Raw genomic sequence first — 24623 nt, 5'->3', positions numbered from 1 at the left:
ACGCCGGGTGGGACCGGACCCCCGCGGTCCCACCCGGCCCGGACCCGTACAAGGAGACCCGGTGAAGATCGGTATCAACCTGCCCAACTTCGGCCCCGGCATGGATCCCCCGACGCTGCTGGGCTGGGCCCGCACCATCGAGGACCTGGGCTACGACCTGCTGCTGGTCTCGGACCACGTGGCACTGACCCCGGACGCCGCCGGCCGCTCGCCCGCGCCGTTCTACGAGGCGTTCACCTCGCTGGCCTGGCTCGCGGCCCAGACCTCCCGGATCGAGATCGGCACCGGGGTCGTCATCATGCCCCACCGCCATCCGCTGCTCCTGGCCCGGATGGGGGCGACCCTCGACCAGCTCTCGGGGGGCCGCTTCGTCCTGGGCGTCGGGGTCGGCTGGGCCCGCCAGGGCTACGAGGCCCTGAACGTCCCCTTCACCACGCGGGGGCGCGTCACCGACGAGTACCTCGCCGCGCTGCACCAGCTCTGGAGCGAGGGGCGGGCCACCTTCCGCGGCGAGACCGTCTCCTTCACCTCGGTCCACAGCGCCCCGATGCCGCGCCGCGAACCCGCGCCGCCGGTGTGGATCGGCGGCAACAGCCTGCCCGCGGTGCGGCGCGCGGCCCGCTTCGGCGACGCCTGGCACCCCCTGTGGCCGAACGCCGACTGGCTGCGGCACGCGGCGCTGCCCGCGCTGCGCCAGCTCAGTGCCGAGGAGGAGCGCCCGCTCCCGCTGCTCTGCCCCCGCATCCAGATCTCCCTCACCCGCACCCCGCTGCCGGACGCGGGCCGGCGGACGGGCCACGGAACGGTCGAGCAGGTCCGCGCGGACCTGCGCGAACTGGAGGCGCTGGGAGCCGCGTACGTCGTACTGGACACCGATCCGGGGGACCAGCGGCTGCGCGGCACCGCCCAGCAGGACTGGCGGACCCTCGAAATCCTCGCCGAGCAGGTCGTCGACCTCACCACCCACACCGTGCGCTAGGAGACACCGTGCCCGTCCCGGACCTGTCCCTCACCGATCTCGTCGCCGCCTTCGCGCATCCCGGGGCGGACCTCGCCCTGCTGCTGTGCGACCGGCACCCCGCGGACCGCCCGGCGCTGCGCGTCGTCGACGCCGAGCTGCGGACCACCACCGTCACCTACGGCGAACTGGCCGACCGGTCCCGCCGGCTGGCCGGGGCGATGCGGCGCCTGGGGGTGGGCGAGGGGGACCGCGTCGCCACCCTGATGGCCAAGTCGGCCGAGCACGTGGTCACGCTCCTGGCGACCTGGCGGCTCGGAGCGGTCCACGTACCGCTCTTCACGGCCTTCCAGTCCGAGGCCATCGCCGCCCGCACCGCGCACGCGGCGCTCGTCGTCGCGGACGCCGGGCAACTGCCCAAGCTGCTCCCGCCGGTCCGCGGCGGCGCGCCCGCTCCCCCGATCGTCGTCAACGGCGCCCCGGGCGGAGCGGACGGCGCGGAGCCCGCGCCGCCCGGGACGCACGGCTTCCGGGACCTGGAGGCGGGCCCGCCGCTGACGCCGGCCACCCGCGCGGTGGGCGGTGACGCGCCGTTCGTCGACCTCTACACCTCGGGGACGACCGGACAGCCCAAGGCCGTCACCGTCCCCGTCCGGGCGACGGCGACCTTCGCCGCCTACCAGCGCCACGGCCTGGACCACCGCCCCGACGACGTGTTCTGGAACCTGGCCGACCCGGCCTGGGGCTACGGGCTCTACCAGGCCGTCATCGGCCCCCTCGCGCTGGGCCTGACCACCACCCTGCTCCGGGCCCGGTTCGACCCCGAGCTCACCGTCCGCGCCCTCACCAGCCTCGGCGTCACCAACTTCGCCGCCGCCCCCACCGCGTACCGGGCGCTGCGCAACGCCCTCGGCGATAGCCCGGTGCGCACCTCCCTGCGCGCCTGCTCCTCGGCCGGCGAGCCCCTGCCCCCGGACCTCGCGCCGTGGGCCCGCCGCGTGCTCGGCGCGGACCTGTACGACCACTACGGCCAGTCCGAACTGGGCATGGCGGCCGGTCAGGCCTGGGACGTCGCGTCGGCGGCGGGCGCGGCGCCGAGCGAGGTGCGCGCCTTCCCCGGTTGGACGCTCGCCGTGCTCGATGCGGAGACGGGCCGCGAGACGGTGGGCGGGACGGGGCTCCTCGCCGTCGACGTGGCCCGCAGCCCCCTCATGTGGTTCACCGGCTACGCGGGCGGCGGCGGGCTCGCCCCGAAGGCGGGCGGGTCCTTCCTCCAGGAGGGCCGCTGGTTCGTCACCGGTGACCTGGCCGTCCTCGACGACGCGGGCCGCCTGCACGTGCGGGGCCGCCAGGACGACCTCATCGTCATGGCGGGCTACCGGATCGGCCCGACCGAGATCGAGAGCATCCTGATCGAGCACCCCGCCGTGTCCGAGGCGGGCATCACCGCCGCCCCGGACAGCCTCCGCGGGGAGGTCGTGGAGGCGTACGTCGTGCCCGCCCCCTCGGCGGCCACCGGCCCCGCGCTGGTTGCGGAGCTCCAGGCCCTGGTGAAGACCCGGCTGTCGGCCCACGCCTATCCGCGGCGCGTCCACTTCGTCACGGCGCTGCCGAAGACGGACAGCGGCAAGATCCGCCGCGCGGCCCTGCGCGGCTGAGGCGCCTCCCGCATTCAGTCGACGCCCAGCAGCCGCCTCCGGTCCTCGGAGCCGGCCGCGAACTCCGCGCAGGGCGCCCGGTGGACGATCCGGCCCTTCTGCATGACGGCCACGTGCTGGGCGACCGACAGCGCCAGCCCCAGGTTCTGCTCGACGAGGACCACGGACACGCCCTCCGCGGCCACCTCGCGGATCACCTCGCCCACTTGGGCCACGATCGCGGGCGCGAGGCCGTCGGAGGGTTCGTCGAGGAGCAGCAGCCGCGGGTTGCCCAGCAGGGCCCGGGCTATCGCGAGCATCCGCTGCTCCCCGCCGGAGAGCTGGTCGCCGCGGTGGCCGAGGCGTTCCCCGAGCCTCGGCAGCAGGTCCAGGACGCGCGCCCGGGTCCACGGTCCCCGGACGGCGAGTGCGCGCGCCATCCGGTCGAGGTCTTCGAGCAGTGCGGTCAATCGTTCGCCGGGATCGCCTCGATCATGCGTGGCTCGATCGCTTAGACGTCCCCCTGCGCCGCGCTCAGCCGGCGTCGGCCTTCGTCGGTGAGGGTGGTGGGGCGGGCGCGACCGGTTTCCGCGGTGGCGGGCCGGGTGAGAAACCCCGCTTTCTGGAGGCCGCGCAGCACCACGCGAAGTAGGCGTTGCGGTCCTCGGCTGCTTGCTGCTACTCCACGCGCTGGGAGTTGGACGCGACGGCCGCGAATGTGCGGGTTCTGGTCCGTGACTGGTCCGGGAGAGCTGACTGAACTGCCCTATTGGCTACTCGCAGCCCTTCAGCGATGACTCCCCGTGCGTGACGGATTCCCTGGGCCGGTGATCCCACTCTGTGCCGACCGCACGTGTCGGGTCCAATGAATGCTTCGCAAGGAGCGATACGGTTCGTGCATCGTTGCTGGCCAAGGCGGTTGCTGGGGCGTACCCGACAGGCAGCGCGAGGGCTACGCTGGAACGGTGCCCGACTCGCCACCTCCTCAGGCATCACCGCCACCTCCCGCATCGCCGCCGCCTCCGGCTGCCTTGGACCTGCGGCTGGTGTGGTCCTTCACTGTCGTGGCCGAGTACCGGCATTTCGGGCGGGCAGCCGAGGCCCTCTTTACCACCCAGCCGTCACTGAGCCGGCAGATCCGCCGCCTTGAACAGCAATTGGGGGTCTGCCTGTTCGAGCGCACGCCGCACGGCAACCACCTCACGGCGGCCGGCGAGGTCTTCCTGCCGCTCGCCACGGAGCTGCTGCGCTCCGCCGATCAGGCCGCGGCACGCACCCGGGCCGCCGCCCGGCCCAGCCGCATCACCATCGGGTACACGGCGGGCATCGTCATCACTCCGGTCGCGCGGGAGCTGGGCCACCGCCACCCCGAGGGCCGCGGGACCACCGGCTGGCCGGCAAGGAATCGGTCACCCTTGACGACATCGCCGACGAACCCCTGCCCCGGGTGCAGGGGGCGGACCCGCTCCTGAGCGCCTTCTGGCGCATCGACCCCCGGCCCGACGGACGCCTGGTCCCAGACGGCCCGCTGATCGAGGCAGTCGAGGACAAGTTCGAACTCATCGCCGCCGGACGGGCCGTGGCCATCTCCGCGCAGGTCCATGCGCACACCCTGCGCCCCGACCTCACCACGGTCCCGCTGGACGGGGTCGAGCCCAGCCACGTCGTACTGGCGACCCGCGCCCGCGAGTGCAACCGGCTGGTGGTGGCCTTCCGCACCTGCGCCGGGCCCACCTCAAGGCGCAGTCCACGCCGGCGCCTTGAGGCTCGGCGAAACGGATCGACCCCGAGCAGGGACGTCGACCCGGGTGCGCGGTTGCCTCGCCTCATCTGCGACAGCACGGGGCGACTTCCATGCCGCTATGGCCGGCTGAGTAGGGGTCATGCGGCGTGTTCGGCGCAGAGGCATCCGACGCCCCGCTCGATCCACTCCCGCCCGACCCACTCGGGATGCCGCTCGATCAGCACCGCCCGGACTTCGGCGACGATCTCGTCCTGGCTCATCGCGGAGTCGCGCCGCCGCCAGGTCTCGTCGCGCAGCTCGCGCAGGTAGTCGCGGACGTCGGTGAGTACGTGCGGGCCGTCGAGGTCGCCGTGACCGGGGACCACCAGCCGGGGTCGGGTGGCGGCCAGCCGGTCCATCACCGCGAGCCACCGTACGCCGGATACGTCCGTGTCGTACGGCGGGAACCACGGGAAGATGGCGAACTGCCCGGTCTCGGCAAGGTCCCCGGTGAACAGCACGCCGGCGTCCGGGACCTCGATCACCTGGTCGCCCTTGGTGTGGCCCCGGCCGGTGGGCCGCAGTCGTACGGTCCGGCCACCGAGGTCCAGGTCGTACTCGTCGTCGTAGACCACGTCGGGGGTGGGAACCCGGACCCCGTCGAGGCGGGCGGCGATTGGCCCGCCAAAGCCCCGGAACATTTCCAGGTAGCCGGGCCCTTTCGATTTCAGGTCGTCCGCCTGTGCGCGGTTGACCAGGTACGTGGCCTGGCCGGCGAACGCCTGCGCGCCGAAGGCGTGCTCGGGGTGGAAGTGCGTCGTGGTCAGGTACAGTCGGCGGCCCTTCGCCGCCTCGGACGCAAAGGCGAGGACCTGCTCGGCGTTGGAGGTGCCGATGCCCGTCTCGACGACCAGGACGGCCTGCGTACCGGCGATAATGCCGATGTTGGGTACGAGCTGGACCCGGCGGTTGGGGATCACCAGCAGGTCGGAGGCGATCTCCTGCACGTTGGCAACCTGCACGACGGGGTCGGGAATGCGTTCGTCGGTCATACTCCGATTCCACCGCCGGGGCACCGTGGCCGTCCAAGACCGGTTTCGGCGGTGTCCATACCGTGCGGGTATCGTCGCCTGTCATGGAGCTACGCACGCTGCGCTACTTCGTGGCCGTCGCCGAGGAACTCCACTTCGGCCGGGCGGCTGCCCGGCTGCACATGAGCCAGCCGCCCCTGAGCCGGGCGATCAAGCAGCTGGAGGTCGAGCTCGGCGCCGCGCTGTTCCTCCGCTCCGCCGCAGGCGTCATGCTCACCCCGGCCGGGGCGGCGCTGCTGGAGGAGGCGCGCAACCTACTCGACCAGGCCGACCGGGTCCGCGTACGCGTGACCGCGGCGGCCGGCGCCGCGACACTCACCGTCGGCATCCTGGGCGACACCACCGACCGGGGTGCGACCCGGCTGGCCGCCGCGTACCGCCGACGACACCCCGGCGCCGAGGTCCGCATCCGCGAGACCGACCTGACCGATCCGACCTGTGGGCTGCGTGCCCGACTGGTCGACGTCGCCCTGACCCGCGCGCCGTTCGACGAGACCGGCCTGGCAGTGCACGAGTTGCGCGCCGACCCGGTGGGCGTGGTGCTGCGCGCCGACGATCCCCTGGCCCGCCACGACCGCCTGACGCCGGCCGACCTGGCAGACCGGCGCTGGTTCCGGTTCCCGGACGGCACCGACCCGATCTGGCAGTCGTACTGGAGCGGCGGCGAGCCGCGTGAGGGCCCGGTCGTGCGCGCCGTCCAGGAATGCCTGCAGGCCGTGCTCTGGAACGGCACGGTCGGAATGACCCCGCTCGGGCACGAACTACCCGAGGAGCTGGCCGTGGTACCGCTCATCGGCATCGCGCCGAATCGCGTGGTGGCGGCGTGGAACAAGGGCGACCCGAACCCTCTGATCCGGTCGTTCGTCCAGATCGCGACGGCCGCCTACCGGGGGCCGGCATTGCTGGAGCAGCCGCCGTTCACTCGGCCTGTTCGTAGTTGGTGAAGAGGTCGACGAGGCTGTGCGGGGCGTTGTCGTCGAAGCACAGCCCGTGGTTCCGGGCCGCCTCGGCGGCAGCGGCGGCACTGCGCGGGAACAGAGCCTCCTCGTACTCGGTAAGTGCGGCCTCGGTGTCGTCCGGGTGCGCGGCGAGGGCCTTGCCGAGTTCGGCGCCGTCGTACATGGCGAGGTTGGCGCCCTCTCCGGCGAACGGTGACATCAGGTGGGCGGCGTCACCGAGCAGCGTCACCCCGGGTACGCGGTCCCACCGGTGTGCGATCGCGGCTGCTGGTCGCGGCCACCATCACCTACAACGTTGTCGAGGCGATCGTCGCCATCACCGCTGGGGCTATCGCCCCCTCCACTGCGCTGATCGGTTTCGGCCTGGACTCGGTCATCGAGGTCTCCTCGGCCGCCGCGGTCGCCTGGCAGTTCTCCGGCCGCGACCACGCTGTCCGCGAGGCACGGGAGAAGACCATTCTACGGATCATCGCAGCAGGCCAGGTGCGTTTGGTCCCGAGGCCGTCGACGAGCACCGTCTCCGGTCGTCTCGCCGGTACAGCGGCCAGGTCCGGCTCCGCCTACCCCGCGCAGCGGTACTCGCAGCGGGCCGGCGGCACCAGCTCAAGGCCTCGGGCCGTCGCCTCGGTCTACGGACGGCCGTGGCGCTCGACGGGCTGCCCGGGCGGTGAGGCTGCGGAGCGGGTGCCCTGTCTTCGCCGCACATGCTTCAGGTTGCGGGTGTGGCCGTCGTCTGTTCGTCGGTCAGGCGGGCCCGCCAGTCGCTGACGTAGTCGTCGGGCATGGACGCCAGGCGGGCGATTTCCCCGTCGCTGCGCCCATCGGACCAGGCCAGGATCCGTGTCACGGTGCGGTTCCGTGCCGCGCGGAAGTCCTTGAGCATGTTCTCGAGGCGTTCGACTTCCTCGGCTTCGCGGACGAGCTGCTGGTCGACGGCGGAGCGTTCCTCGGCGCGCAACCGGCGCAGATGGGCGTCCAGGCCCGTCAGGACCAGACCCTCCTCGTGCGCGGAGTTCTGGAACCCTTCGGCCAAGGCCGCCAGCACGCAGTCGGGGACGTCGGCGAGGGTGGCCCCGGGGGGCTTGGCCGCCTCCCAGGTGCCCCGACCCGCCTCTGTCGTCTCCAGCCAGACGCGGGCGTCTGTCGGAACACGGTCGCCGCACGCCTGCGCGCGGTAGGCGTACAGGGCGGCACGGTGGCCGTAGAAAGTGAAACCGTCCTCGATCTGCCGGTCGGCGGCGCGGCACATCCGCCCCGGTACACCGCCATAGCCGCTCTCGGGACTGTAGTCGGCGTAGGCATCGAGTTCCGCGTCCGTGGCCAGGCCCCAGGAGGGATTGCACAGACCGGGGTTCATGGCGAGGAACGCGCCGACCTCGACACGCCAGGCAGGGATCGGTGTCGTGCGCAGCCTGGGCCAGCGGAGATCGCCGGAGGGGTCGAAGGTGTGTGTCGCGGCCTGCTCGATGTCGTCCCAGGCGGTGGCGGCCTCGGCCGACCACTCCAGTTCGTCGTCCGGTCCGATGCGGTGGATGGAGTCCACGAGCCGCTGCACGGCGGGGAGTATGCGCAGGGCGAGCGCGTGCAGTTCCTCAGCGGTGAAGAAGCGCCAGGAGCAGCCGCGCTGTTCGTCATGGGTCAGGTGGCCGAGCAGCTGCACCATGCTTCCGGAGGCCGGGACGGCCCCGTCGCCGAGTGCCCTGCGGGGGAGGCCGGGGAGCTGGCTGCCGAGGTCTTCGGACGGAGCCCGCCAGTCGATGTCGCCGAACCATACGGCGCCGTCGCGTGCGTCCACTGCCAGCCACTGGTGGTAGCCCGCACCCGGGCCGTAGCGCTGCTCCTGCTGCTCGGCGTGCTCGTCGTGCCATACGTACTCGGCCGGAGGCGGGTCCAGCTCCACGGCCATGAAGCCGTCCTCGGGGCGGTAGCCGGTGAGGACGCGGGCCGTTCGCGGCGCACTGTCGGCGGCGGTCATGAGGGGTTTCCTCTCGCTGGAACGTCAACCGCCGCAAACGTAGGGCGCCCGGCACACAATGGTTTAACTTTCAGCCACCGCGTCCGGTAGTCGGACAAGCCGGGAGACCTGGCGTCATCACCCGGTCTACGCGCGTGCGGCCGCCGTCAACTTGGCGCATTTCGCGTGGGTTCACGCGCCGTTCACCTCCGGTGGCCGCCCGCCGCAGCCTCATGCGAGCGCGGCCACCGCTTGCGCGGCGAGCATCTGCTCCAGGTCCAGGACGGCGCGCGGGGCGTGCCGGGTGTCGATGCGGACGGCGTAGATGAAGCGCGTCAACTGCGGCTCGGCCAGGGGGCGGGCCACGACCTGGGTGTTGGCGCGGGGCAGGGCGAGTTGCGGCATGACGGCCACGCACAGGCCTGCGGCCACGAAGCCGAGCACGGTGTTGAAGTCGTCCCCCTCGTATTGCAGGCGGGCCTGGAAGCCGGGCGTCTTGGCCATCTGGGAGAGCAGTTCCAGGCGCAGTGCGGCCTCCGGAGCCGCGATCCAGGTCTCGGACGCGAGGCTGGCCAGGTCGATGACCTCCCTGTCGGCCAGGCGGTGGTGTGCCGGGACCACGGCCACCACCGGATCCCGTGCGACCAGCGTCCGGCGCAGCATCCGGGGTGGCGGGACGGGGATGAAGTCGTAGTCGTAGCTGAGGGCCAGGTCCATGTCCCCCCGCTTGAGCCGGTTGTAGCAGGCCTCGGGTTCCAGTTGGCTGAGGCTGACCTGCACGTGGGGGTAGGCCGCGTGGAGTTGGGCCAGCGCTTGCGGAACGATGCTGGTGGCGGCCGAGGCGAAGGCGCCGAGGCGGATCCGTCCGGCCGTCCCCGCGCGCATGGCGTCGAGTTCCACCGATGCCGTCGCCAACGCGTTGCGGACGCCCTGCTCGGCGTCGAGAAGGACTTCGCCTGCCGGTGTGGCGCGCACGGGCCGGCGCTCCAGCACTCTCAGGCCCGCGCGGCGTTCGAGTTCGGCGATCTGCTGGGAGACCGCGGGCGCGCTGTAGCCGAGCTCGCGTGCGGCGGCGTTGAAGGAGCCGTGCCGCACGACGGCTTCGAGGGTGGCGAGCAGGCGGGGGTCGAGTCCGTGCACGGAGTTAAGGCTCACTTATCTGTCGCGAAGATGTGTTTTCTTGTGATTGCAGATGAACGCCAGCAGGATTCTTGCTCGCGGCAAGAAAAACGCAAGCCCGCGCTCCCGGATCGTGACCGCCCCTCCACCTTGTCGCCGGGGCGCCCTCCGCCAGTGCCCCGTCCGCCCCGTCCGCCTTTTCTGCCGCAGCCCGCCGTGGCCGGGGACGTCCGGCGGGGCGGGTGTGCACCCGGCCGTCGACGATCACCCCTCACGCCCTGAAAGGAAGTGGTATGCCCCAGCCACCACTCATCGGACTCACCACCTACCTGGCCGACGCCCGGTGGGGCGAGTGGGACCTGCCCGCCGCAGTGCTGCCTGCTGCCTACGCCGGCTGTCTCCAGGCCGCGGGCGGCCGGGCCGTCCTGCTGCCGCCGGACGCCCCGTCGGCAGCGGCCGATGTGGTCGCACGTCTGGACGCGATCGTCCTGACGGGAGGCGAGGACGTGGATCCCGCCCTGTACGGCGCTCGGCCCCACCCGTGCACGGGGCCGCCGGTCCGCGAGCGCGACCGGTGGGAGCAGGCTGTACTGGCCGCCGGTCTCGCCCGCGACATACCCGTGCTCGGAGTGTGCCGGGGTATGCAGCTGATGAACGTACACGCCGGAGGCACCCTCATCCAGCACCTGCCCGACAGGGTGGGCCATCACGGCCACAACCCCTACCGGGGCCACTTCTGTGCCCACACCGTCACCACCGCGCCGGGGACCCGGATCGGCGCCCTCCTACCGGGGACCCGCGAGGTCGCCACGCACCATCATCAGGCGGTGGATCGCCTGGGCGCCGGGTTCATCGTGGCCGCCCGTGCGGCGGACGGCACCGTCGAGGCGATCGAGAGCACCCGGCACCGCTTCGCCGTGGGCGTCCAGTGGCATCCGGAGATGGGTGTCGACACGCCGGTGGTGCATGCCCTGGTGGATGCCGCCGGTTTCGCCGCAGACACCGATCGGGCGGCTTCGGTGGCAGGACGGAAAGTGCGCACGGTGCGAAACTCGCCGGGCCGGACTTTCCCGACACAGGTGTCTTGACACCCTCCGGCGCACCCATCAGGATCACACCGTGAACCTGTCAGACAGCCAGACAGGTGGCCAGGCCCCGCGGCGCGTCAGCGCGATGGAAGCGGTCTTCGGCCACCTGCGCAGCGCCATCGAGCGCGGTGAGTACGTCGTGGGCGACAAGCTCCCCTCCGAAGCCGAGTTGTGCCGGAACCTGGAGGTCAGCCGGCCCGTGCTGCGGGAGGCGCTCCGAGCCCTCCAAGCCATCGGCCTGACCGCCTCCAAGAGCGGCAAGGGCACGTTCGTCCTGGCGAACACGGTCGAGGACCCCACCTTCGGCGACTACGTCGCCAGCGACCTGCTGGAGGTGCGCCGGCACGTCGAGATCCCGGTCGCCGGGTACGCCGCGCTGCGCCGCACCCCGGAGGACCTGGACCATCTGGGCCATCTGCTCGACCGGATGGAGCAGGAGACCGACACCACCGCGTGGGTGGCGATGGACACCGTCTTCCACCTGGCGGTGGCCGAGGCATCCCGCAACCCCGTCTTCCGCCGCGTCATCGAGGAGATCCGCGACGCACTGGCGCGTCAGTCGACCTTCCTCAACGAACTGGGCGGCCGGCGCGAGCAGTCCAACTGCGAGCACCGGGCGATCCTCGAGGCGCTGGCCGACGGTTCCGAGCACGACGCGGTGGAGGCCATGTCCCACCACCTCCTGCGGGTCGAGACGACCCTCACAGAAATCGTGCGCCCCCAGCGCGCGGCCACCTCCACGGAAGGCAGACCCGAGGCGTGAGCGAGCAGTTCCTCAAAGACGAGAAGCGCCCCACGACCCGTCACGTGGACGCCGGGGACACCGGCTACAGCAAGTCCTTGACACCCCGGCACGTCAACATGATCGCCATCGGGGGTGCGATCGGCACCGGGCTCTTCCTCGGCGCGGGCGGACGCCTCGCCGACGCCGGCCCCTCACTGTTCGTCGCCTACGCCGTCTGCGGGATCTTCGCGTTCCTCGTCGTACGCGCGCTCGGCGAGCTCGTCATGTACCGGCCGTCCTCCGGCGCCTTCGTCTCGTACGCCCGGGAGTTCCTCGGGGAGAAGGGCGCGTACACCGCGGGCTGGATGTACTTCCTCAACTGGGCGACCACCGGCATCGCCGACATCACCGCCGTCGCCACCTACACCCATTACTGGCGCCTGTTCTCCGACGTCCCGCAGTGGGTGATCGCGCTCATAGCCCTGGCCGTGGTCCTCACCGTGAACCTCATCTCGGTGCGGATCTTCGGCGAACTGGAGTTCTGGTTCGCCATCGTCAAGGTCGGCGCACTGGTCGTCTTCATGGCCATCGGGATCTTCTTCCTCGTGACCCGGCACCCCATCGACGACGCCGTGCCCGGTCCGTCCCTGATCACCGACAACGGCGGGATCTTCCCCAACGGCCTGCTGCCCATGCTGCTGATCATCCAGGGCGTCGTCTTCGCCTACGCCTCCGTCGAGCTGGTCGGAGTCGCGGCCGGTGAGACCGAGAATCCCGAGGAGATCATGCCGAAGGCGATCAACTCGATCATGTGGCGCGTCGGCCTCTTCTACGTCGGCTCGGTCGTCCTGCTGTCGATGCTGATGCCGTGGAACAGCTACAGCGCCGGCCAGAGCCCGTTCGTGACCGTGCTCTCCCACATCGGCATTCCGGCGGCCGGCGACGTGATGAATCTGGTCGTTCTCACCGCGGCCATGTCCTCGCTCAACTCCGGCCTCTACTCCACCGGCCGCATCCTGCGCTCGATGGCCGTCAACGGCTCCGCCCCGAGCTTCACCGCCCGGCTGAGCCGCACCCAGGTGCCCTACGGCGGCATCCTGCTCACCAGCGGCATGTGCGTCCTCGGCGTCGGGCTCAACTTCGTCGTTCCGGCGGACGCGTTCGAGATCGTGCTCAACCTGGCCGCCATCGGCATCCTCGCTACCTGGGGCATGATCATGCTCTGCCACCTCCTCTTCTGGCGGAAGACCCGTGACGGCGAACTCACCCGCCCCTCCTACCGCCTGCCCGGCTCCCCGTGGACCGAACTCGTGACGCTGGCCTTCCTCGCCTCCGTCCTGGTCCTCATGTACGCCGACGGAGGAGCGGCGCGCACCACCGTGCTGTGCGTGCCACTGATCGCCGCGGCGCTGGTCGCCGGCTGGTACGCCGTCCGCGGCCGCGTGGCGCGCGCCGCCGCGAAGAGCGAGGGCTGAGCCGGGCGGCGGGCGCGGCCCGTCCCCCCGGGCCGGGCCCGCCGCCGGCCACCCCGGTCAGCAGCAACCCACCACCGAACGAGGCAGTGATGCGCAGCAGTCTCCTCGCGGACGCGCCAGCGATGCGCGAGCCCCAGCATGCACCCGTCGCCCACGTCACCCGGGGCGGCATGATCGAGGGAGTCCACTACGGATCCGTCGTCGTCCTCGGCGGTAATGGCGACGTCCGGTTGAGCATCGGAGACATCGAGGCCGCCTGCTACCCGCGCTCAGCCCTCAAGCCGGTCCAGGCCCTCGCCATGGTGCGGGCCGGGCTGCCGCTCGACGGCGCCCTGCTCTCCCTCTCGATGGGCAGCCACTCCGGCGAGGAGCACCACCTCGCAGGTACCCGGCTGATCCTCGAACTGGCCGGCCTCACCGAGGACGACCTGCGCAACGTCCCCGACGTGCCGTACGCCCCGGCGGTCCGGGATGCCTGGGTGCGCGAGGGCCGCGAGCCTTCCCGGCTCGCCCAGAACTGCTCCGGCAAGCACGCGGCGATGCTGTACCTGTGCAAGCTGGCCGGCTGGCCCCTGGAGAGCTACCTCGACCCGGGCCACCCGCTTCAGAGGGCGATCGCCGAGGTCGTCGAGGAACTCACCGGCCAGCACATCGCGAACGTCACCGTCGACGGCTGCGGAGCCCCGCTGTTCGCAGTGTCCCTGCACGGCCTGGCCCGCGCCGCCGCCCGCATCGCCACGGCCGGTCCGGACACCGCCGGGCGCCGGGTGGCGGACGCGCTGCGCGTCCACCCGGAGATGGCCTCCGGCACAGGGCGAGACACGGCCCGGCTGATGCGCGCGGTGCCCGGGCTGCTGGCCAAGGACGGCTTCGAGGGCGTCCAGGTGGCCGCGCTGCACGACGGCCGGGCCGTCGCGGTGAAGATCGCCGACGGGGCGGACCGGGCGCGCATCCCGGTGACGGCCGCAGCCCTCGCCCGGGCGGGAGTCGAGCCGCGGCTGCTCGCCGGGTTCGAGGGCGAGTCGATGACCGGCGGCGGCCGGCCCGTCGGCGGCATCCAGCCGGTGGCGGCGCTGAACCCGCCCAGCATCCCCGCCACCGCCTGACTCCATCCCCTTTCACCACCTTGACCCACCCACCTCAGGAAGAGGGCCGCACACCCATGACCGCCGCCACCCGCAGCGAACACGACCTGCTCGGAGACCGCGAAGTCCCCGCCGACGCCTACTGGGGCGTCCACACCCTGCGCGCCACCGAGAACTTTCCCATCACCGGGACGCCCATCTCCGCCTACCCGCACCTGATCGACGCCCTCGCTGCCGTCAAGGAGGCCGCGGCCCTCGCCAACGAGGAACTCGGCCTGCTGGAGCCCGCGAAGGCAGCCGTGATCGTCGCCGCCTGCCAGGAGATACGCGGCGGCAAGCTCCACGACCAGTTCGTCGTCGACGTCATCCAGGGCGGCGCCGGCACCTCGACCAACATGAACGCCAACGAGGTCATCGCCAACCGGGCGCTGGAGCTGCTGGGCCACGCCAGGGGTGAGTACCGGCACCTGCACCCCAACGAGGACGTCAACCTCGGCCAGTCCACCAACGACGTCTACCCGACCGCCGTTCGGATCGCGACCGCCTCGGCGGTGCGCGGCCTGCTCGAAGCCATGGCCGTCCTGCAGGCCGCCTTCGCCCGCAAGGCCGTCGAGTTCCGCGACGTGCTGAAGATGGGCCGCACCCAGCTGCAGGACGCCGTACCGATGACCCTCGGGCAGGAGTTCTCCGCCTTCGCCGTCATGCTCGACGAGGACCGCAGCCGGCTCGCGGAGGCCCTCGGACTCATCCACGAGATCAACCTCGGCGCCACCGCCATCGGCACCGGCCTCAACGCCCCTGCCGGGTACGCCGAGTCGGCCCGCCGCCACCTCGCCGACATCACCGGGCTGCCCCTGGTCACCGCGGCCGACCTGGTCGAAGCCACCCAGGACTGCGGCGCCTTCGTCCAGATGTCCGGCGTCCTCAAGCGCATCGCCGTCAAGCTCTCCAAGACCTGCAACGACCTGCGCCTGCTGTCCTCCGGGCCGCGCGCCGGACTCGGCGAGATCAACCTGCCGCCGGTGCAGGCGGGCTCCAGCATCATGCCCGGCAAGGTCAACCCGGTGATCCCGGAGGTCGTCAACCAGGTCGCCTTCGAGGTGATCGGCAACGACATCACCATCACCATGGCCGCCGAAGCCGGACAGCTCCAGCTCAACGCCTTCGAGCCCGTCATCCTGCACTCGCTGTCGAAGTCCGTCACCCACCTGCGCGCGGCTTGCCTCACCCTCGCCGAGCGCTGCGTGGCCGGCATCACCGCCAACACCGAGATGCTGCGGGCCACCGTTGAGAACTCCATCGGCCTGGTGACCGCCCTGAACCCGCACATCGGATACACCGCCGCCACTGACATCGCCAAAGAGGCCCTCGCCACCGGCCGGGGCGTGGCCGAGCTCGTCCTGGAGCGAGGTCTGCTGCCGGCCGAGCGGCTCACCGCCCTGCTGCGGCCCGAGGTGATCGCGGGAGCCAGAGCGGCCGGGGCCTGACGCGGGGCTGCGCCGCGGCTCACCGGCCGCGCACCTGGACCGTCCCGCGCCGCGGACGGCACGCTGTTGCACCGTTCGCCATGCCGAGCGCCCACCTGTGGCGACCTATTGGAGCCGGTGGGGGTCAAGGGGTCGCAGGTTCAAATCCTGTCGTCCCGACCATGCTTCATGCAGGTCGGAGGCCGTTCTCTCACACACGAGAGGACGGCCTTTTCCATGCCCGGACTGCTGCTGGTCGCAGTGTGGTCGCACGCCCGCTTCGGGGTTGGTTGGCGGTGGGGTAGAGGCCGGTCGGGGCGGGGGAGCGGAGCCGGTTGAGGGCTTCGCGGAGGTGCTGGATGCGGTCGCGTGGTGGTCGCAGCCGTTCCAGCCAGGTGTCGCAGGTCGTCAACGGTCACCCGGGGTACGCCGGCTTCTCGGGACAGCTGCCGGAGCCGGTCGAGGACGGTGTGGGGTCGCAGGGGTCGCAGGGGTCGGAAAGGGTGGCCACGCAGCGGTAGAGGGTGGTCGTTCCGCGGCCTGCGGCGAGTTCGCCGGTGACGAAGGCGGCGATGTGACGGTGTCCGAGCTCGTCCAGCTTGAGGGTGCCGCAGGCGGGGGCGAGGTCGTTGTGGACGTAGTCCCGGTAGCGCGCCATGGTGGTCGGTTTGAGCACGAGCGCCTTGGCGGCCAGCCAGGTGCTCGGGTAGTCGTCGACGCTCTGGTTCGGGTCGGCGTTGAATCCTCCGGCCTCGCCCTCGAGGAATCTGCGGAGTGCGTTCTCGGCTGCGTCGTGATTGTCGAAGCCGCCCCTGCGCACGGTCGTCCGGCGGCGGCGCGGTGCCGGGACATCGACCGCGAAGGTCCACGTCCCGTGGTCACCGTCAGCGAGCAGGTGTGGGCAGTGCTCTCCGAGCTGGTAATGCGGTGTGTCCCGGCAGCCACATCTGCGGTAGATGCGGCCGCGGTCGCCGGTGGTACGCATGGGGATCGCCTCCGGGAGGCGGAGGAAGGGTCGACACCTCCAGTCTCGTGCGACCACCATGACCCATGCGCCCCCTCTGACCTGTGCTTTCCCCTTGCCTTTGCGTCAATAATCCGCTCCGCAGACGTCCAGCAGACTCTTCGTCTCCTGGTGGTACGGGAGGCGACCCATGCTGACCAGCGGAAACGTCAGTTGATGCGCCCCCTTGGTCTGGGCTGGTCCGGAGCTGGTCCGGATCTTTGCCCGGGCGCTCCTGGCGTGGGGTGGGCCGGGAAGTTCTGGGAATGATTGCTGGGAGGCTTCCGTCGTCCGCCGCGCGGACAACCGCGCGGCGGACCATCGTCTCGTACCAGCCGGAGCCCCACCACTCGCCGATCGACTCGGTGTGGGAGCCGTGCAGGAGAGCAGGCGGAGGGTGGCTTCCGGGCCGAGGTTCTCGTCGACCTGCTGCCAGAGGTCGATCTCCCGGTGGACGGACGTGAGGATCCGCGCCCATCCCCGATGCCACGGTCCCGCCGTGGCCGGAACTGCGGCCGCCTAACGTCCTTGCTGCCGACCCGGGTTCACGCGGCCGTCGGTGGGGAAGGGCGGCCACCTGTGGCAGGGCAAGAAGTCGGTCGGCGTGTACGAGCAGCCTGACCCAGTGCTGTGTGACGCCGACTGTCTCGCCACTCGTATGGCGCTGAGGTTCCGAACGAACGTCGCGGAGGTTCAAGTACGCGCCGTGTCCGTATTCCTAAGATTCGACGGCAGAAGGGAAACCCGGGCTGTTCCAGGACGGGTACACACCAAGGACAAGAACGCGTGAAACAAGAGAAGTCCAGCCGGAAGGCCGTCATCGCAGGCACCGGCGCCGGCATGGACATCCCCAACGGGGTGATCGGCAATGGCCGGACCGGGCGCTCCCAGGCCCGTCGGATCAAGGTGATCGTTTGCCGCCGGGCCGCCTCGGTGTCCGTCAGCACCAGCAGCGCGCGCGGCCTGCCTGCGGACAGCCCCGCTCCCCTGGAGCCCGCTCGCTGCTGATCAGCCGGTTCCACGCCTTCTGCGCGCCGAGCTCGGACTTCTCGGCCCCTTTAGTTCGTGCAAGCAATCAGCTCTTTGATCGTCGAGGAGCCTTTTCCTGAAACCCGGTGGTCGGACAGTGCTGCCGTGGGAAGCGGAGACATGATGGGCAAGAGTCCTTATGACTATGTCGTGGTGGGAGCGGGGACGGCGGGGTGCGTGATTGCCTCCCGGCTTTCGGAACGCCCGGGCGTGCGGGTGTTGTTGCTGGAGGCGGGAGCCCGGGACGCAACCGAGGCGATGGCATCTCCTTGGGGGTTCCTGGGGTTCGACCCGTCATCCCTCTGGCTGGGCGCCTCGACCGTGCAGGCCGGTACAGGCAGGGCCGCTGACGTGCTGCGCGGTAAGGCGCTCGGCGGATCGTCGAGCATCAACGGCCTCTACCACCTGCGGGGGCACCGGTCCGGTTACGACGAATGGCCCGGCCTCGGTGCTCCGGGCTGGGGTTTCGACGATCTGCTGCCTTATTTCCGCCGCAGCGAGAGCACTCGCAGTCGTGATGCCTCCGTGCGGGGCACGGACGGGCCGGTCGCGGTCGCCCCGGTCCCGGAACCCCATCCCCTGGCCACGGCGGGCGTCGACGCCGCAGTGGAGGCTGGGTTCGCACGCGCCGATGACATCGGCAGCGGGCTGGAGACCGGGTTCGGGTGGAGTGACATGAATCTGCCCGGCGGCGCCCGCCAGAGCGCGGCCGACGCCTACATCCGTCCGTTCCTCGACCGGCCGAACCTGAACGTCGTCACGGACGCGACCGTGCAGCGGCTGCGCACCACCGCGGGCCGCTGCACCGGCGTCGAGTACACGATCGGTGGGGAGCACCTGGCCATCGACAGCGCCGAGGTCATATTGACCGCCGGGGCCATCGGTTCCGCGCACCTCCTGATGCTGTCAGGGATCGGCCCGGCCCAACACCTTGGCGAACACGGTATCGACGTCGTCGCCGACCTGCCGGGAGTGGGATCCCATCTGCAGGACCATCCGATGGCGGGTGTGGTGTACGAGGCCAGCCGGCCCGTACCGTTCGTTCCTGCCAACCCGCCGGCCGAAATGATGGGCCTGTTGTACAGCGATCCCGCCGCGGCCCGGCCGGACCTTCAGGTCTACATCGTCGCCGCACCGCTCCCGTCGGCTTGGGGCCAGCCGCCGGCCCACGGCTACTCCATAGCCTTCTCCGCGATGGCTCCGCACAGCAGCGGCACCGTGCGCCTGGCGGACGCCCATCCCGCCAGTGTTCCCGTCGTCGACCCTGGCTACCTGAGCGACGACCGTGACCTGGAGGTCATGCGCAAGGGCCTGGCAGTGGCACGCCGCATCGGCGAGGCCGACGCGTTCGCCGACTGGCGCAAGCAGGAAGCGGTGCCGGGATCCGGGACGAGCGGCGAATCCGTGGACGAGTTCATTCGCAAGGCCACCGGCCCCTACTTCCACTTCACCGGCACCTGCCGCATGGGAACCGACGCCGATGCCGTCGTCGACCCTGCGAACCTTCGCGTGCACGGAATAGCCGGACTGCGTGTCGCCGATGCCTCGGTGATGCCGTCCGTCCCCTCGGCCAACACCAACGCGACCGTTTACGCCATCGCCGAACGGGCCGCCGAACTGATCGACTGAGCCTTCTTCCGCGCCCACGGCGCTTCCACAACGCGCTTCATCCCCCCGTCGTCCGTCGAACGCGACCCCGACCGGCCTCATCACCCCTCCTCAGACAGGAGCACCACCATGTCCGAAACGCTTCAGACCACGGACGTCGTCACCTCCGACGCCGACCTGCTCGACCGCACCGCGACCGCCGTGCGCGCCGCCGGTGCGGCGCTGCGCGAGCGTTTCGGCGATGTGGTCCGTTACGAGACCCGTGACGAGCTGATGCGTGCGCTCGCCGCCAACGACGACACGGCCCTGGACATCCTGCGCCCCCGCCTCACGAGCCTGCGCCCGGACGCCGGCTGGGTGGAGGACGAGCTGGACGGCGGGGCGCTGCCGCCCGGCGAGTGGTGGGTCGTGGATCCGGCCGAAGGCAACGTCAACCACCTGCACGCGCTGCCGGAGTGGGCGGTGACCGCCACCCTCGTGCGTGAGAACCAGCCGGTGCTCACCGCGGTCCACCTGCCGTTGACCGGCGAGACCTACACCGCGCTCACCGGCGCCGGCGCCCACCTCGACGGCCGGCCGCTGCGCGTCTCCCCGACCGCGGACCTCGGCCTGAGCATCGTGGCCACCAGCCAGGCCCGGCCGGACGAGGACGAGAGGGTCGTACGGCGCGTCGGCTCCTCGATCACCGCGATGCTCTTCGACGCGCTCGTCGTCCGCACCGCCGTGCCCGCGACCCTGCACCTCACGAACGTGGCCGCCGGCCGCATCGACGCCTTCTGGCAGTTCGCCGGCGCCCGAGCGGACCTGCTGCCCGGCGCGCTGCTCGTCACCGAGGCCGGCGGACAGATCTCCGACGCCGAGGGCCGCCCCTGGACCCCGCAGAGCGAGAGCTTCCTGGCCGCCGCGCCCGGCGTCCACGCCGAAGCCGTCGCCACGCTCTCCCGCTGACCCCGCACACCACAACCCGCACCCACGCAAGGACCAGAACATCATGACCACGATCGCAGTTCTCGGAAACGGCCGCGTCGGCGGCAACCTGGCGAAAGCCCTCACCCTGGTAGGGCACGAGGTGACCGTCGCGGACCGCGCGCCGGGCGCCGCCGCCGATGCCGCCCGGGCGGCCCGGATCGTCATCAACGCCACCCCGGGCGCCGGCTCCCTGGAACGTCTCGCCGCCCTGCGCGAAGAGCTGCACGGCAAGATCCTCGTGGACGTCTCCAACGCCACCGTCGACGGACCGGACGGACTGCCCGCCGCCCTGATCTACCCCGGTTCAAGCCTCGCCGAGCAACTCCAGGCAGCGCTCCCCGAAACGCACGTCGTCAAGACGCTCAACACCATGCTCTTCCCGGTGATGACCGCCCCGGCCACGCTCACCCAGACGCCAACCGCCTTCCTCTCCGGCGAGGAACCGGAGGCCAAGCGGACCGTCCTTGAACTGCTCATTGACCTCGGCTGGCGCAAGGAATGGATCACCGACCTCGGCGGGATCCAGACCGCCCGCGCCACGGAGGCCGCGATACTGTTCGTACCGCACGTCATCCGGTCCATCGGATTCACCCCCTTCGCGATCTCGATCGCCCGCTGACCGTCGAGCCGCGCAACCTGCAGGAGACCGGAGCCGGCACCGGCACGGATGGGTTCCCGGTGGGACACGACCGCGACAGGATGATCTTGGCCGACACGGCTTGGCAGGCCGATCGGCATGGCCCGCCGCCGGAAGACGCCCGGATTCGGCTGCGGCTCGGTGAGTGACTTACCCGGGCAACTACGAGGTCGCGCTCACGGTCCGTTCCGTCGACACCGGGGCTGTGCACTACGAACTCGGTGCCTCCGGGGCAGCACCTGCCTGGGCGTGGCCGACGCCATCGGCCCACACGGCGAACTGCGCGCCGGCCACTAACCGTTACCTCCGGCGAAAGGTCCGACCGAGGCGGCGAAGACGTCCCCGGCACGAGCCCATGAGGGAGGACCGAGCGCGAGTGCGACCCCTGACGATCAGGCTGCGACCTGATCGTCAGGGGTCGCGTCGTTCATCTCGCCGAATCATAAGCATCAGCTCTGCCTCCCGGCCGCTGCAATGCGAGCCGTCTATAGGAAGATTGGCGCGGTGTCCACATGGGTCATGGCGGCGTCCTGCGGAACACGACCACCACAGGACGGCGTTGAAGCAATGAAGACGAGAGGATCGCAGAGGGATGCACGGTACTGGAGCGGAGGTCGACGGCGCGCGCGGGGTGTTCGCAGTGGACTCGACCGCCCCGGATTCCGCACCGCGGGGACTCGACGTTTTCCGGCGCGGGTGGCAGACGCAGGTCGGCGACGATGTCTTCCAACTGCCGGCCTTCAGCCCGGACACGATCGGTGACTTCCGGGTCAAGGGCAAGGTTGCCAAGGTGCATGGCGCGGCGATCGCCGATCTCCACGCCGCGTCGGCAACCCGGACCGCGGACGTCCCGGGCGGCGATCAGGATCTGGTTGCCATGTATGTCGTGCGGAGCGGCGCATGGACTCTGGGCGGCCCGTCCGGCTACGGCGACCAGACCGTGTCGGCCGGGCAGTTCCTCGTCCGGCACCTCGGGCGCCTGACGGCCTTCGAGACGACGGCGCACCTCACGGCGAAGTTCCTCGTCCTGCCCCCCGGCGAGCTCAAACCCCTGCTCGGGAACCGGGTCGTCACCGGGCCGGCGGACTCGGCCGAGGTGCGCTTGCTGACGGCCCTTGCAGACATGATCCACATGACCGTGGCCGACCTCGGCCCGGCCGGTGTGGCAGCTGCCCAAGGTACCCTGATCGAGCTGACCAAGGCGGTGGTGAAGGGCCGGTTCGACGACGTAGAGCCCCGGTTGGCTCCCGCGCTCACCCAGGCAGCCAAGGACCTCGCGGACCGTCGGCTCGCTGATCCCGAACTTTCTCCGGCGATGCTTGCGCGTGAACTCAACGTCTCCGTCCGCACGCTGCACCGGGCATTCGCCGCGGTGGGAGAGCAGGTGAGCACCTACATCCGCCACCGGCGACTGCATGAGGCCCGGCTCGCCCTTGTCTCGCCGTCAGAGCGCCTGAGCATTTCGGAACTCGCCGCACACTGGCAGTTCGCGGACGGCAGTCACTTCACCCGATCCTTCAAGAAGCACTACGGTCAGACTCCCACCGAGTGCGCCCGCTCGACCGGACCGGCCTCGCTCTCGCCGAACCGGCACCCGCCGGGCCACGGGTCGGCCGATAGCGCGTGACCAGAGGTACGGCTGCAGTTCAGCGGATGCCGCCGACTCGTATCCCAAGCAAGGCAGCGGGGCGCTGTGGGCGGCCTGGGCACCGGCTGGAGGCTCGACGACCTGCACCGCATGCGACCCGCCGACAACGAGGGCCGGGATGACTTGCCCGAACCGTCACGGCTTCGCCTGTGACTCCGACGGCTATCGTGTCACGGCTGCCAAGGGCAGCACAGTGCTCCGCACCTCGTCCTGGGACGTCAACGGAGCCCTGCCCACCATCGGCGCCGAGTACGACGCCAGAGGCCTTGAGTATCGCCACCTGGGGCAGCGTCATCAGAGGAAGGGCGCAGTCATGAACCCCGCCCAGCACGGAGCGGCCTTCGCAGCCGAGACCGCCGCATTCGTCGCCACGGTCACGGGAGCCGACCCTCCACCCCGCTGCCGACCTGCCCCGGCTGGACTCTCGGGGACCTCACGCGGCACGTCGGCAGCGAGCACCGGTGGTTCAGTGAGCTGCTTCGCCGGCGCATCCAGCAGCCGCCGACCAGGTTCGCCAACTCGGCCTTGAGCGATTTCCAACTTCTTGGTCCGTGACTGGTCCGGGGGAAGGTTTCGAAGTGGTCCGGAGGTCACGTATGGCTGCCGTTTGATTACCTTCTGCGCTTGGATTCAATGTTGCCTGGAGAGGCAATGCCCGCTCCAGGCAACGGATTTCTGTTCTCTAGAAGAACCCGAGCTTCTTGGGGGAGTAACTGACCAAAACGTTCTTCGAGTGCTGGTGGTACACGCGCCACAATCCTCCTGACCAGGCAAAATAGAGGGATCCGTCGTCGATCGTGCCGTGCTGGCCCGCAACTGGCCCGGATCTTGCTCCATCCGAGGGCGCAACCACGACAGTCTCGCTGCGGCCTCGAGTGCAAGCCTGAGGGAGAACCGCTCGTCACCGTCCCCCCGTTATCTTTTTCGCGGTCCTGCAATGGGGCCGCTGGCCTCCGGGCCCGGTATGACTGTGTCCCCTCTGTCGAAGTGATGACCTGGGGGGTGGTGTCGCCGGGCCCGTGGGGTGCCGTCGGAGACGCTGATGAGAGGTCCGGCCACCGCCTGGCCTGGCGCAATGCCGGGCAGTTTGCGGGCGGCGGGTCTGCATAACGTGGATGCGCGAGCACGGTGCCACCGCCGAGGCCGGCACGGTCAACCACCCGGGAGCGGTGCGATGTTAGACACCGGCGATGTGGGCGTCTTCCTGGGTATGGACGTCGGCAAGACAGCTCACCGCGGCCACGGGCTGACGCCGGCGGGCAAGAAGGTCTTCGACAAGCCGATGCCCAACAGCGAACCGAAACTGCGGGCCGTCTTCGACAAGCTGACCGCGAAGTTCGGCACGGTGCTGGTGATCGTGGAGCAGCCGGCCTCGATCGGTGCTCTGCCCCTGACCGTCGCCCGGGACGCGGGCTGCCAGGTCGCCTACCTGCCCGGACTGGCCATGCGACGGATCGCCGACCTCTACCCGGGAGAGGCGAAAACCGACGCGAAGGACGCCGCGGTCATCGCGGACGCCGCCCGCACCATGCCCCACACCTTGCGTTCGCTGGAGCTGACCGACGAGATCACCGCCGAGCTCACGGTGCTGACCGGCTTCGATCAGGACCTCGCCGCAGAAGCCACCCGCACCTCCAACCGGATACGCGGCCTGCTCGCCCAGTTCCACCCGTCGCTGGAGCGCGTGCTCGGCCCGCGACTGGACCACCCCGCCGTCACCTGGCTCCTCGAGCGATACGGATCCCCGGCCGCACTGCGCAAGGTCGGCCGCCGCAGACTCGTCGAACTCATCCGACCCAAGGCCCCGCGGATGGCACAGAGGCTGATCGACGAGGTCTTCGACGCTCTCGACGAGCAGACCGTCATCGTTCCCGGCACGGGCACCCTCGACATCGTGATCCCGTCCCTGGCCGCCTCGCTCGCCGCGGTCCATGACCAGCGCCGGGCACTGGAAGCCCAGATCAGCACCCTGCTGGAGGCCCACCCTCTTCACCCGGTCCTGACCTCGATGCCGGGAGTCGGAGTCAGGACCGCCGCCGTCCCGCTGGTCACCGTCGGCGACGGCACCGGCTTTCACAGCGCCGCCCACCTCGCCTCCTATGCGGGCCTCGCCCCACCACCAAGTCGTCGGGCACCTCGATCCACGGCGAACACGCACCCCGCGGCGGAAACCGGCAGCTCAAACGGGCCATGTTCCTCTCCGCCTTCGCCTGCATGAACGCCGACCCGGCCTCCCGCACCTACTACGACCGCCAACGCGCCCGCGGCAAAACCCACACCCAGGCACTCCTGCGGCTCGCCCGCCAACGCATCAGCGTCTTGTTTGCCATGCTCCGCGACGGCACCTTCTACGAGTCCCGAACCTCCACCGTCACCCTCGCCGCATGACCACCCCAAACAACCTCAAACCCGGCACCACGTCCTTGACGAAGGACATAGAGGCAACCCCC

Annotated in this window: 19 protein-coding genes and 4 pseudogenes; 17 read left to right on the top strand and 6 right to left on the bottom strand. The window is 70.7% G+C overall.

The window, feature by feature from the left end:
- Nucleotides 1-61 precede the first annotated feature (61 nt).
- Nucleotides 62-979, top strand: coding sequence for a TIGR03619 family F420-dependent LLM class oxidoreductase (locus OHA65_RS06735; RefSeq protein WP_327282189.1), 918 nt, complete (start codon nucleotides 62-64; stop codon nucleotides 977-979).
- 8 nt (nucleotides 980-987) lie between these two features.
- Nucleotides 988-2616 carry an AMP-binding protein gene (locus tag OHA65_RS06730; RefSeq protein ID WP_405754950.1) on the top strand — a complete coding sequence of 543 codons (1629 nt, stop codon included), beginning with the start codon at nucleotides 988-990 and terminating at the stop codon, nucleotides 2614-2616.
- A 14-nt stretch (nucleotides 2617-2630) separates the two neighbouring features.
- On the opposite strand, the gene OHA65_RS06725 is transcribed toward OHA65_RS06730, so the two are convergent.
- The gene (locus OHA65_RS06725; RefSeq protein WP_328761970.1) at nucleotides 2631-3065 is read right to left on the bottom strand and encodes an ATP-binding cassette domain-containing protein; all 435 of its coding nucleotides are present in this window, start codon (nucleotides 3063-3065) and stop codon (nucleotides 2631-2633) included.
- Between the two features lie 561 nt (nucleotides 3066-3626).
- Here OHA65_RS06725 and OHA65_RS06720 point away from each other — a divergent pair.
- Nucleotides 3627-4330, top strand: a pseudogene (locus OHA65_RS06720) (LysR family transcriptional regulator); the annotation flags it as partial.
- Between the two features lie 146 nt (nucleotides 4331-4476).
- On the opposite strand, the gene OHA65_RS06715 reads toward OHA65_RS06720, so the two are convergent.
- Nucleotides 4477-5370 carry an MBL fold metallo-hydrolase gene (locus tag OHA65_RS06715; protein ID WP_327282187.1) on the bottom strand — a complete coding sequence of 298 codons (894 nt, stop codon included), beginning with the start codon at nucleotides 5368-5370 and terminating at the stop codon, nucleotides 4477-4479.
- An 83-nt stretch (nucleotides 5371-5453) separates the two neighbouring features.
- On the opposite strand from OHA65_RS06715, the gene OHA65_RS06710 reads away from it, so the two are divergent.
- On the top strand, nucleotides 5454-6353 hold the full coding sequence (locus OHA65_RS06710) for a LysR substrate-binding domain-containing protein (RefSeq protein ID WP_327282186.1): 900 nt from the start codon (nucleotides 5454-5456) through the stop codon (nucleotides 6351-6353).
- Here the strand turns inward: OHA65_RS06710 and OHA65_RS06705 are convergent.
- A pseudogene (locus tag OHA65_RS06705) lies at nucleotides 6328-6636 on the bottom strand (FAD-dependent oxidoreductase); the annotation flags it as partial. The gene OHA65_RS06710 and the pseudogene OHA65_RS06705 sit on opposite strands and share 26 nt — an antisense overlap.
- Here OHA65_RS06705 and OHA65_RS06700 point away from each other — a divergent pair.
- Nucleotides 6621-6843: pseudogene (locus tag OHA65_RS06700) on the top strand (cation transporter); the annotation flags it as partial. The pseudogenes OHA65_RS06705 and OHA65_RS06700 sit on opposite strands and share 16 nt — an antisense overlap.
- A gap of 234 nt (nucleotides 6844-7077) precedes the next feature.
- On the opposite strand, the gene OHA65_RS06695 reads toward OHA65_RS06700, so the two are convergent.
- Both OHA65_RS06695 and OHA65_RS06690 read right to left on the bottom strand, forming a co-directional pair.
- Nucleotides 7078-8343 carry a hypothetical protein gene (locus OHA65_RS06695; RefSeq protein WP_405761548.1) on the bottom strand — a complete coding sequence of 422 codons (1266 nt, stop codon included), beginning with the start codon at nucleotides 8341-8343 and terminating at the stop codon, nucleotides 7078-7080.
- Nucleotides 8344-8553: 210 nt separating this feature from the next.
- Nucleotides 8554-9462, bottom strand: coding sequence for a LysR family transcriptional regulator (locus OHA65_RS06690; protein WP_405761545.1), 909 nt, complete (start codon nucleotides 9460-9462; stop codon nucleotides 8554-8556).
- Nucleotides 9463-9734: 272 nt separating this feature from the next.
- On the opposite strand from OHA65_RS06690, the gene OHA65_RS06685 reads away from it, so the two are divergent.
- The 5 genes from OHA65_RS06685 to aspA all read left to right on the top strand — a co-directional run bounded on the left by OHA65_RS06685 (nucleotide 9735) and on the right by aspA (nucleotide 15300).
- Entirely contained in the window at nucleotides 9735-10529 is a 795-nt protein-coding gene (locus OHA65_RS06685) for a gamma-glutamyl-gamma-aminobutyrate hydrolase family protein (RefSeq protein ID WP_327282183.1), read from the top strand.
- A 31-nt stretch (nucleotides 10530-10560) separates the two neighbouring features.
- Nucleotides 10561-11292: a FadR/GntR family transcriptional regulator gene (locus OHA65_RS06680; RefSeq protein WP_327282182.1), complete on the top strand. Its 732-nt coding sequence runs from the start codon at nucleotides 10561-10563 to the stop codon at nucleotides 11290-11292.
- The gene (locus tag OHA65_RS06675) at nucleotides 11289-12728 is read left to right on the top strand and encodes an amino acid permease (protein ID WP_257553328.1); all 1440 of its coding nucleotides are present in this window, start codon (nucleotides 11289-11291) and stop codon (nucleotides 12726-12728) included. Before OHA65_RS06680 ends, OHA65_RS06675 begins: the two co-directional genes overlap by 4 nt.
- An 89-nt stretch (nucleotides 12729-12817) precedes the next feature.
- The gene (locus OHA65_RS06670) at nucleotides 12818-13834 is read left to right on the top strand and encodes an asparaginase (RefSeq protein ID WP_405761542.1); all 1017 of its coding nucleotides are present in this window, start codon (nucleotides 12818-12820) and stop codon (nucleotides 13832-13834) included.
- 56 nt (nucleotides 13835-13890) lie between these two features.
- Entirely contained in the window at nucleotides 13891-15300 is a 1410-nt protein-coding gene (aspA, locus tag OHA65_RS06665; protein WP_405761540.1) for an aspartate ammonia-lyase, read from the top strand.
- 394 nt (nucleotides 15301-15694) lie between these two features.
- Here aspA and OHA65_RS06660 read toward each other — a convergent pair whose 3' ends face one another.
- Complete coding sequence (locus OHA65_RS06660; protein WP_327282179.1) at nucleotides 15695-16264, bottom strand: hypothetical protein; 570 nt, start codon at nucleotides 16262-16264, stop codon at nucleotides 15695-15697.
- Nucleotides 16265-17068: 804 nt separating this feature from the next.
- Here OHA65_RS06660 and OHA65_RS06655 point away from each other — a divergent pair.
- The 7 genes and pseudogenes from OHA65_RS06655 to OHA65_RS06625 all read left to right on the top strand — a co-directional run bounded on the left by OHA65_RS06655 (nucleotide 17069) and on the right by OHA65_RS06625 (nucleotide 24561).
- Entirely contained in the window at nucleotides 17069-17290 is a 222-nt protein-coding gene (locus tag OHA65_RS06655; RefSeq protein ID WP_327282178.1) for a hypothetical protein, read from the top strand.
- 57 nt (nucleotides 17291-17347) lie between these two features.
- Complete coding sequence (locus tag OHA65_RS06650) at nucleotides 17348-18940, top strand: GMC family oxidoreductase (protein WP_405761537.1); 1593 nt, start codon at nucleotides 17348-17350, stop codon at nucleotides 18938-18940.
- 108 nt (nucleotides 18941-19048) lie between these two features.
- Nucleotides 19049-19867 (top strand): inositol monophosphatase family protein, encoded by an 819-nt coding sequence (locus tag OHA65_RS06645; protein ID WP_405761534.1) that lies wholly within the window; start codon nucleotides 19049-19051, stop codon nucleotides 19865-19867.
- Between the two features lie 43 nt (nucleotides 19868-19910).
- Nucleotides 19911-20507, top strand: coding sequence for an NAD(P)-binding domain-containing protein (locus OHA65_RS06640; protein ID WP_327282174.1), 597 nt, complete (start codon nucleotides 19911-19913; stop codon nucleotides 20505-20507).
- 658 nt (nucleotides 20508-21165) lie between these two features.
- Entirely contained in the window at nucleotides 21166-22152 is a 987-nt protein-coding gene (locus OHA65_RS06635) for a helix-turn-helix domain-containing protein (protein ID WP_405761532.1), read from the top strand.
- Nucleotides 22153-22533: 381 nt separating this feature from the next.
- Nucleotides 22534-22728 carry a maleylpyruvate isomerase N-terminal domain-containing protein gene (locus tag OHA65_RS06630; RefSeq protein WP_405763380.1) on the top strand — a complete coding sequence of 65 codons (195 nt, stop codon included), beginning with the start codon at nucleotides 22534-22536 and terminating at the stop codon, nucleotides 22726-22728.
- 619 nt (nucleotides 22729-23347) lie between these two features.
- Nucleotides 23348-24561, top strand: a pseudogene (locus OHA65_RS06625) (IS110 family transposase).
- The last annotated feature ends 62 nt before the right edge of the window (nucleotides 24562-24623 follow it).

The organism is Streptomyces sp. NBC_00045 (genome assembly GCF_045041095.1).
GTDB lineage: Bacteria > Actinomycetota > Actinomycetes > Streptomycetales > Streptomycetaceae > Streptomyces.
This window is presented reverse-complemented; position numbering and strand designations above follow the sequence as displayed.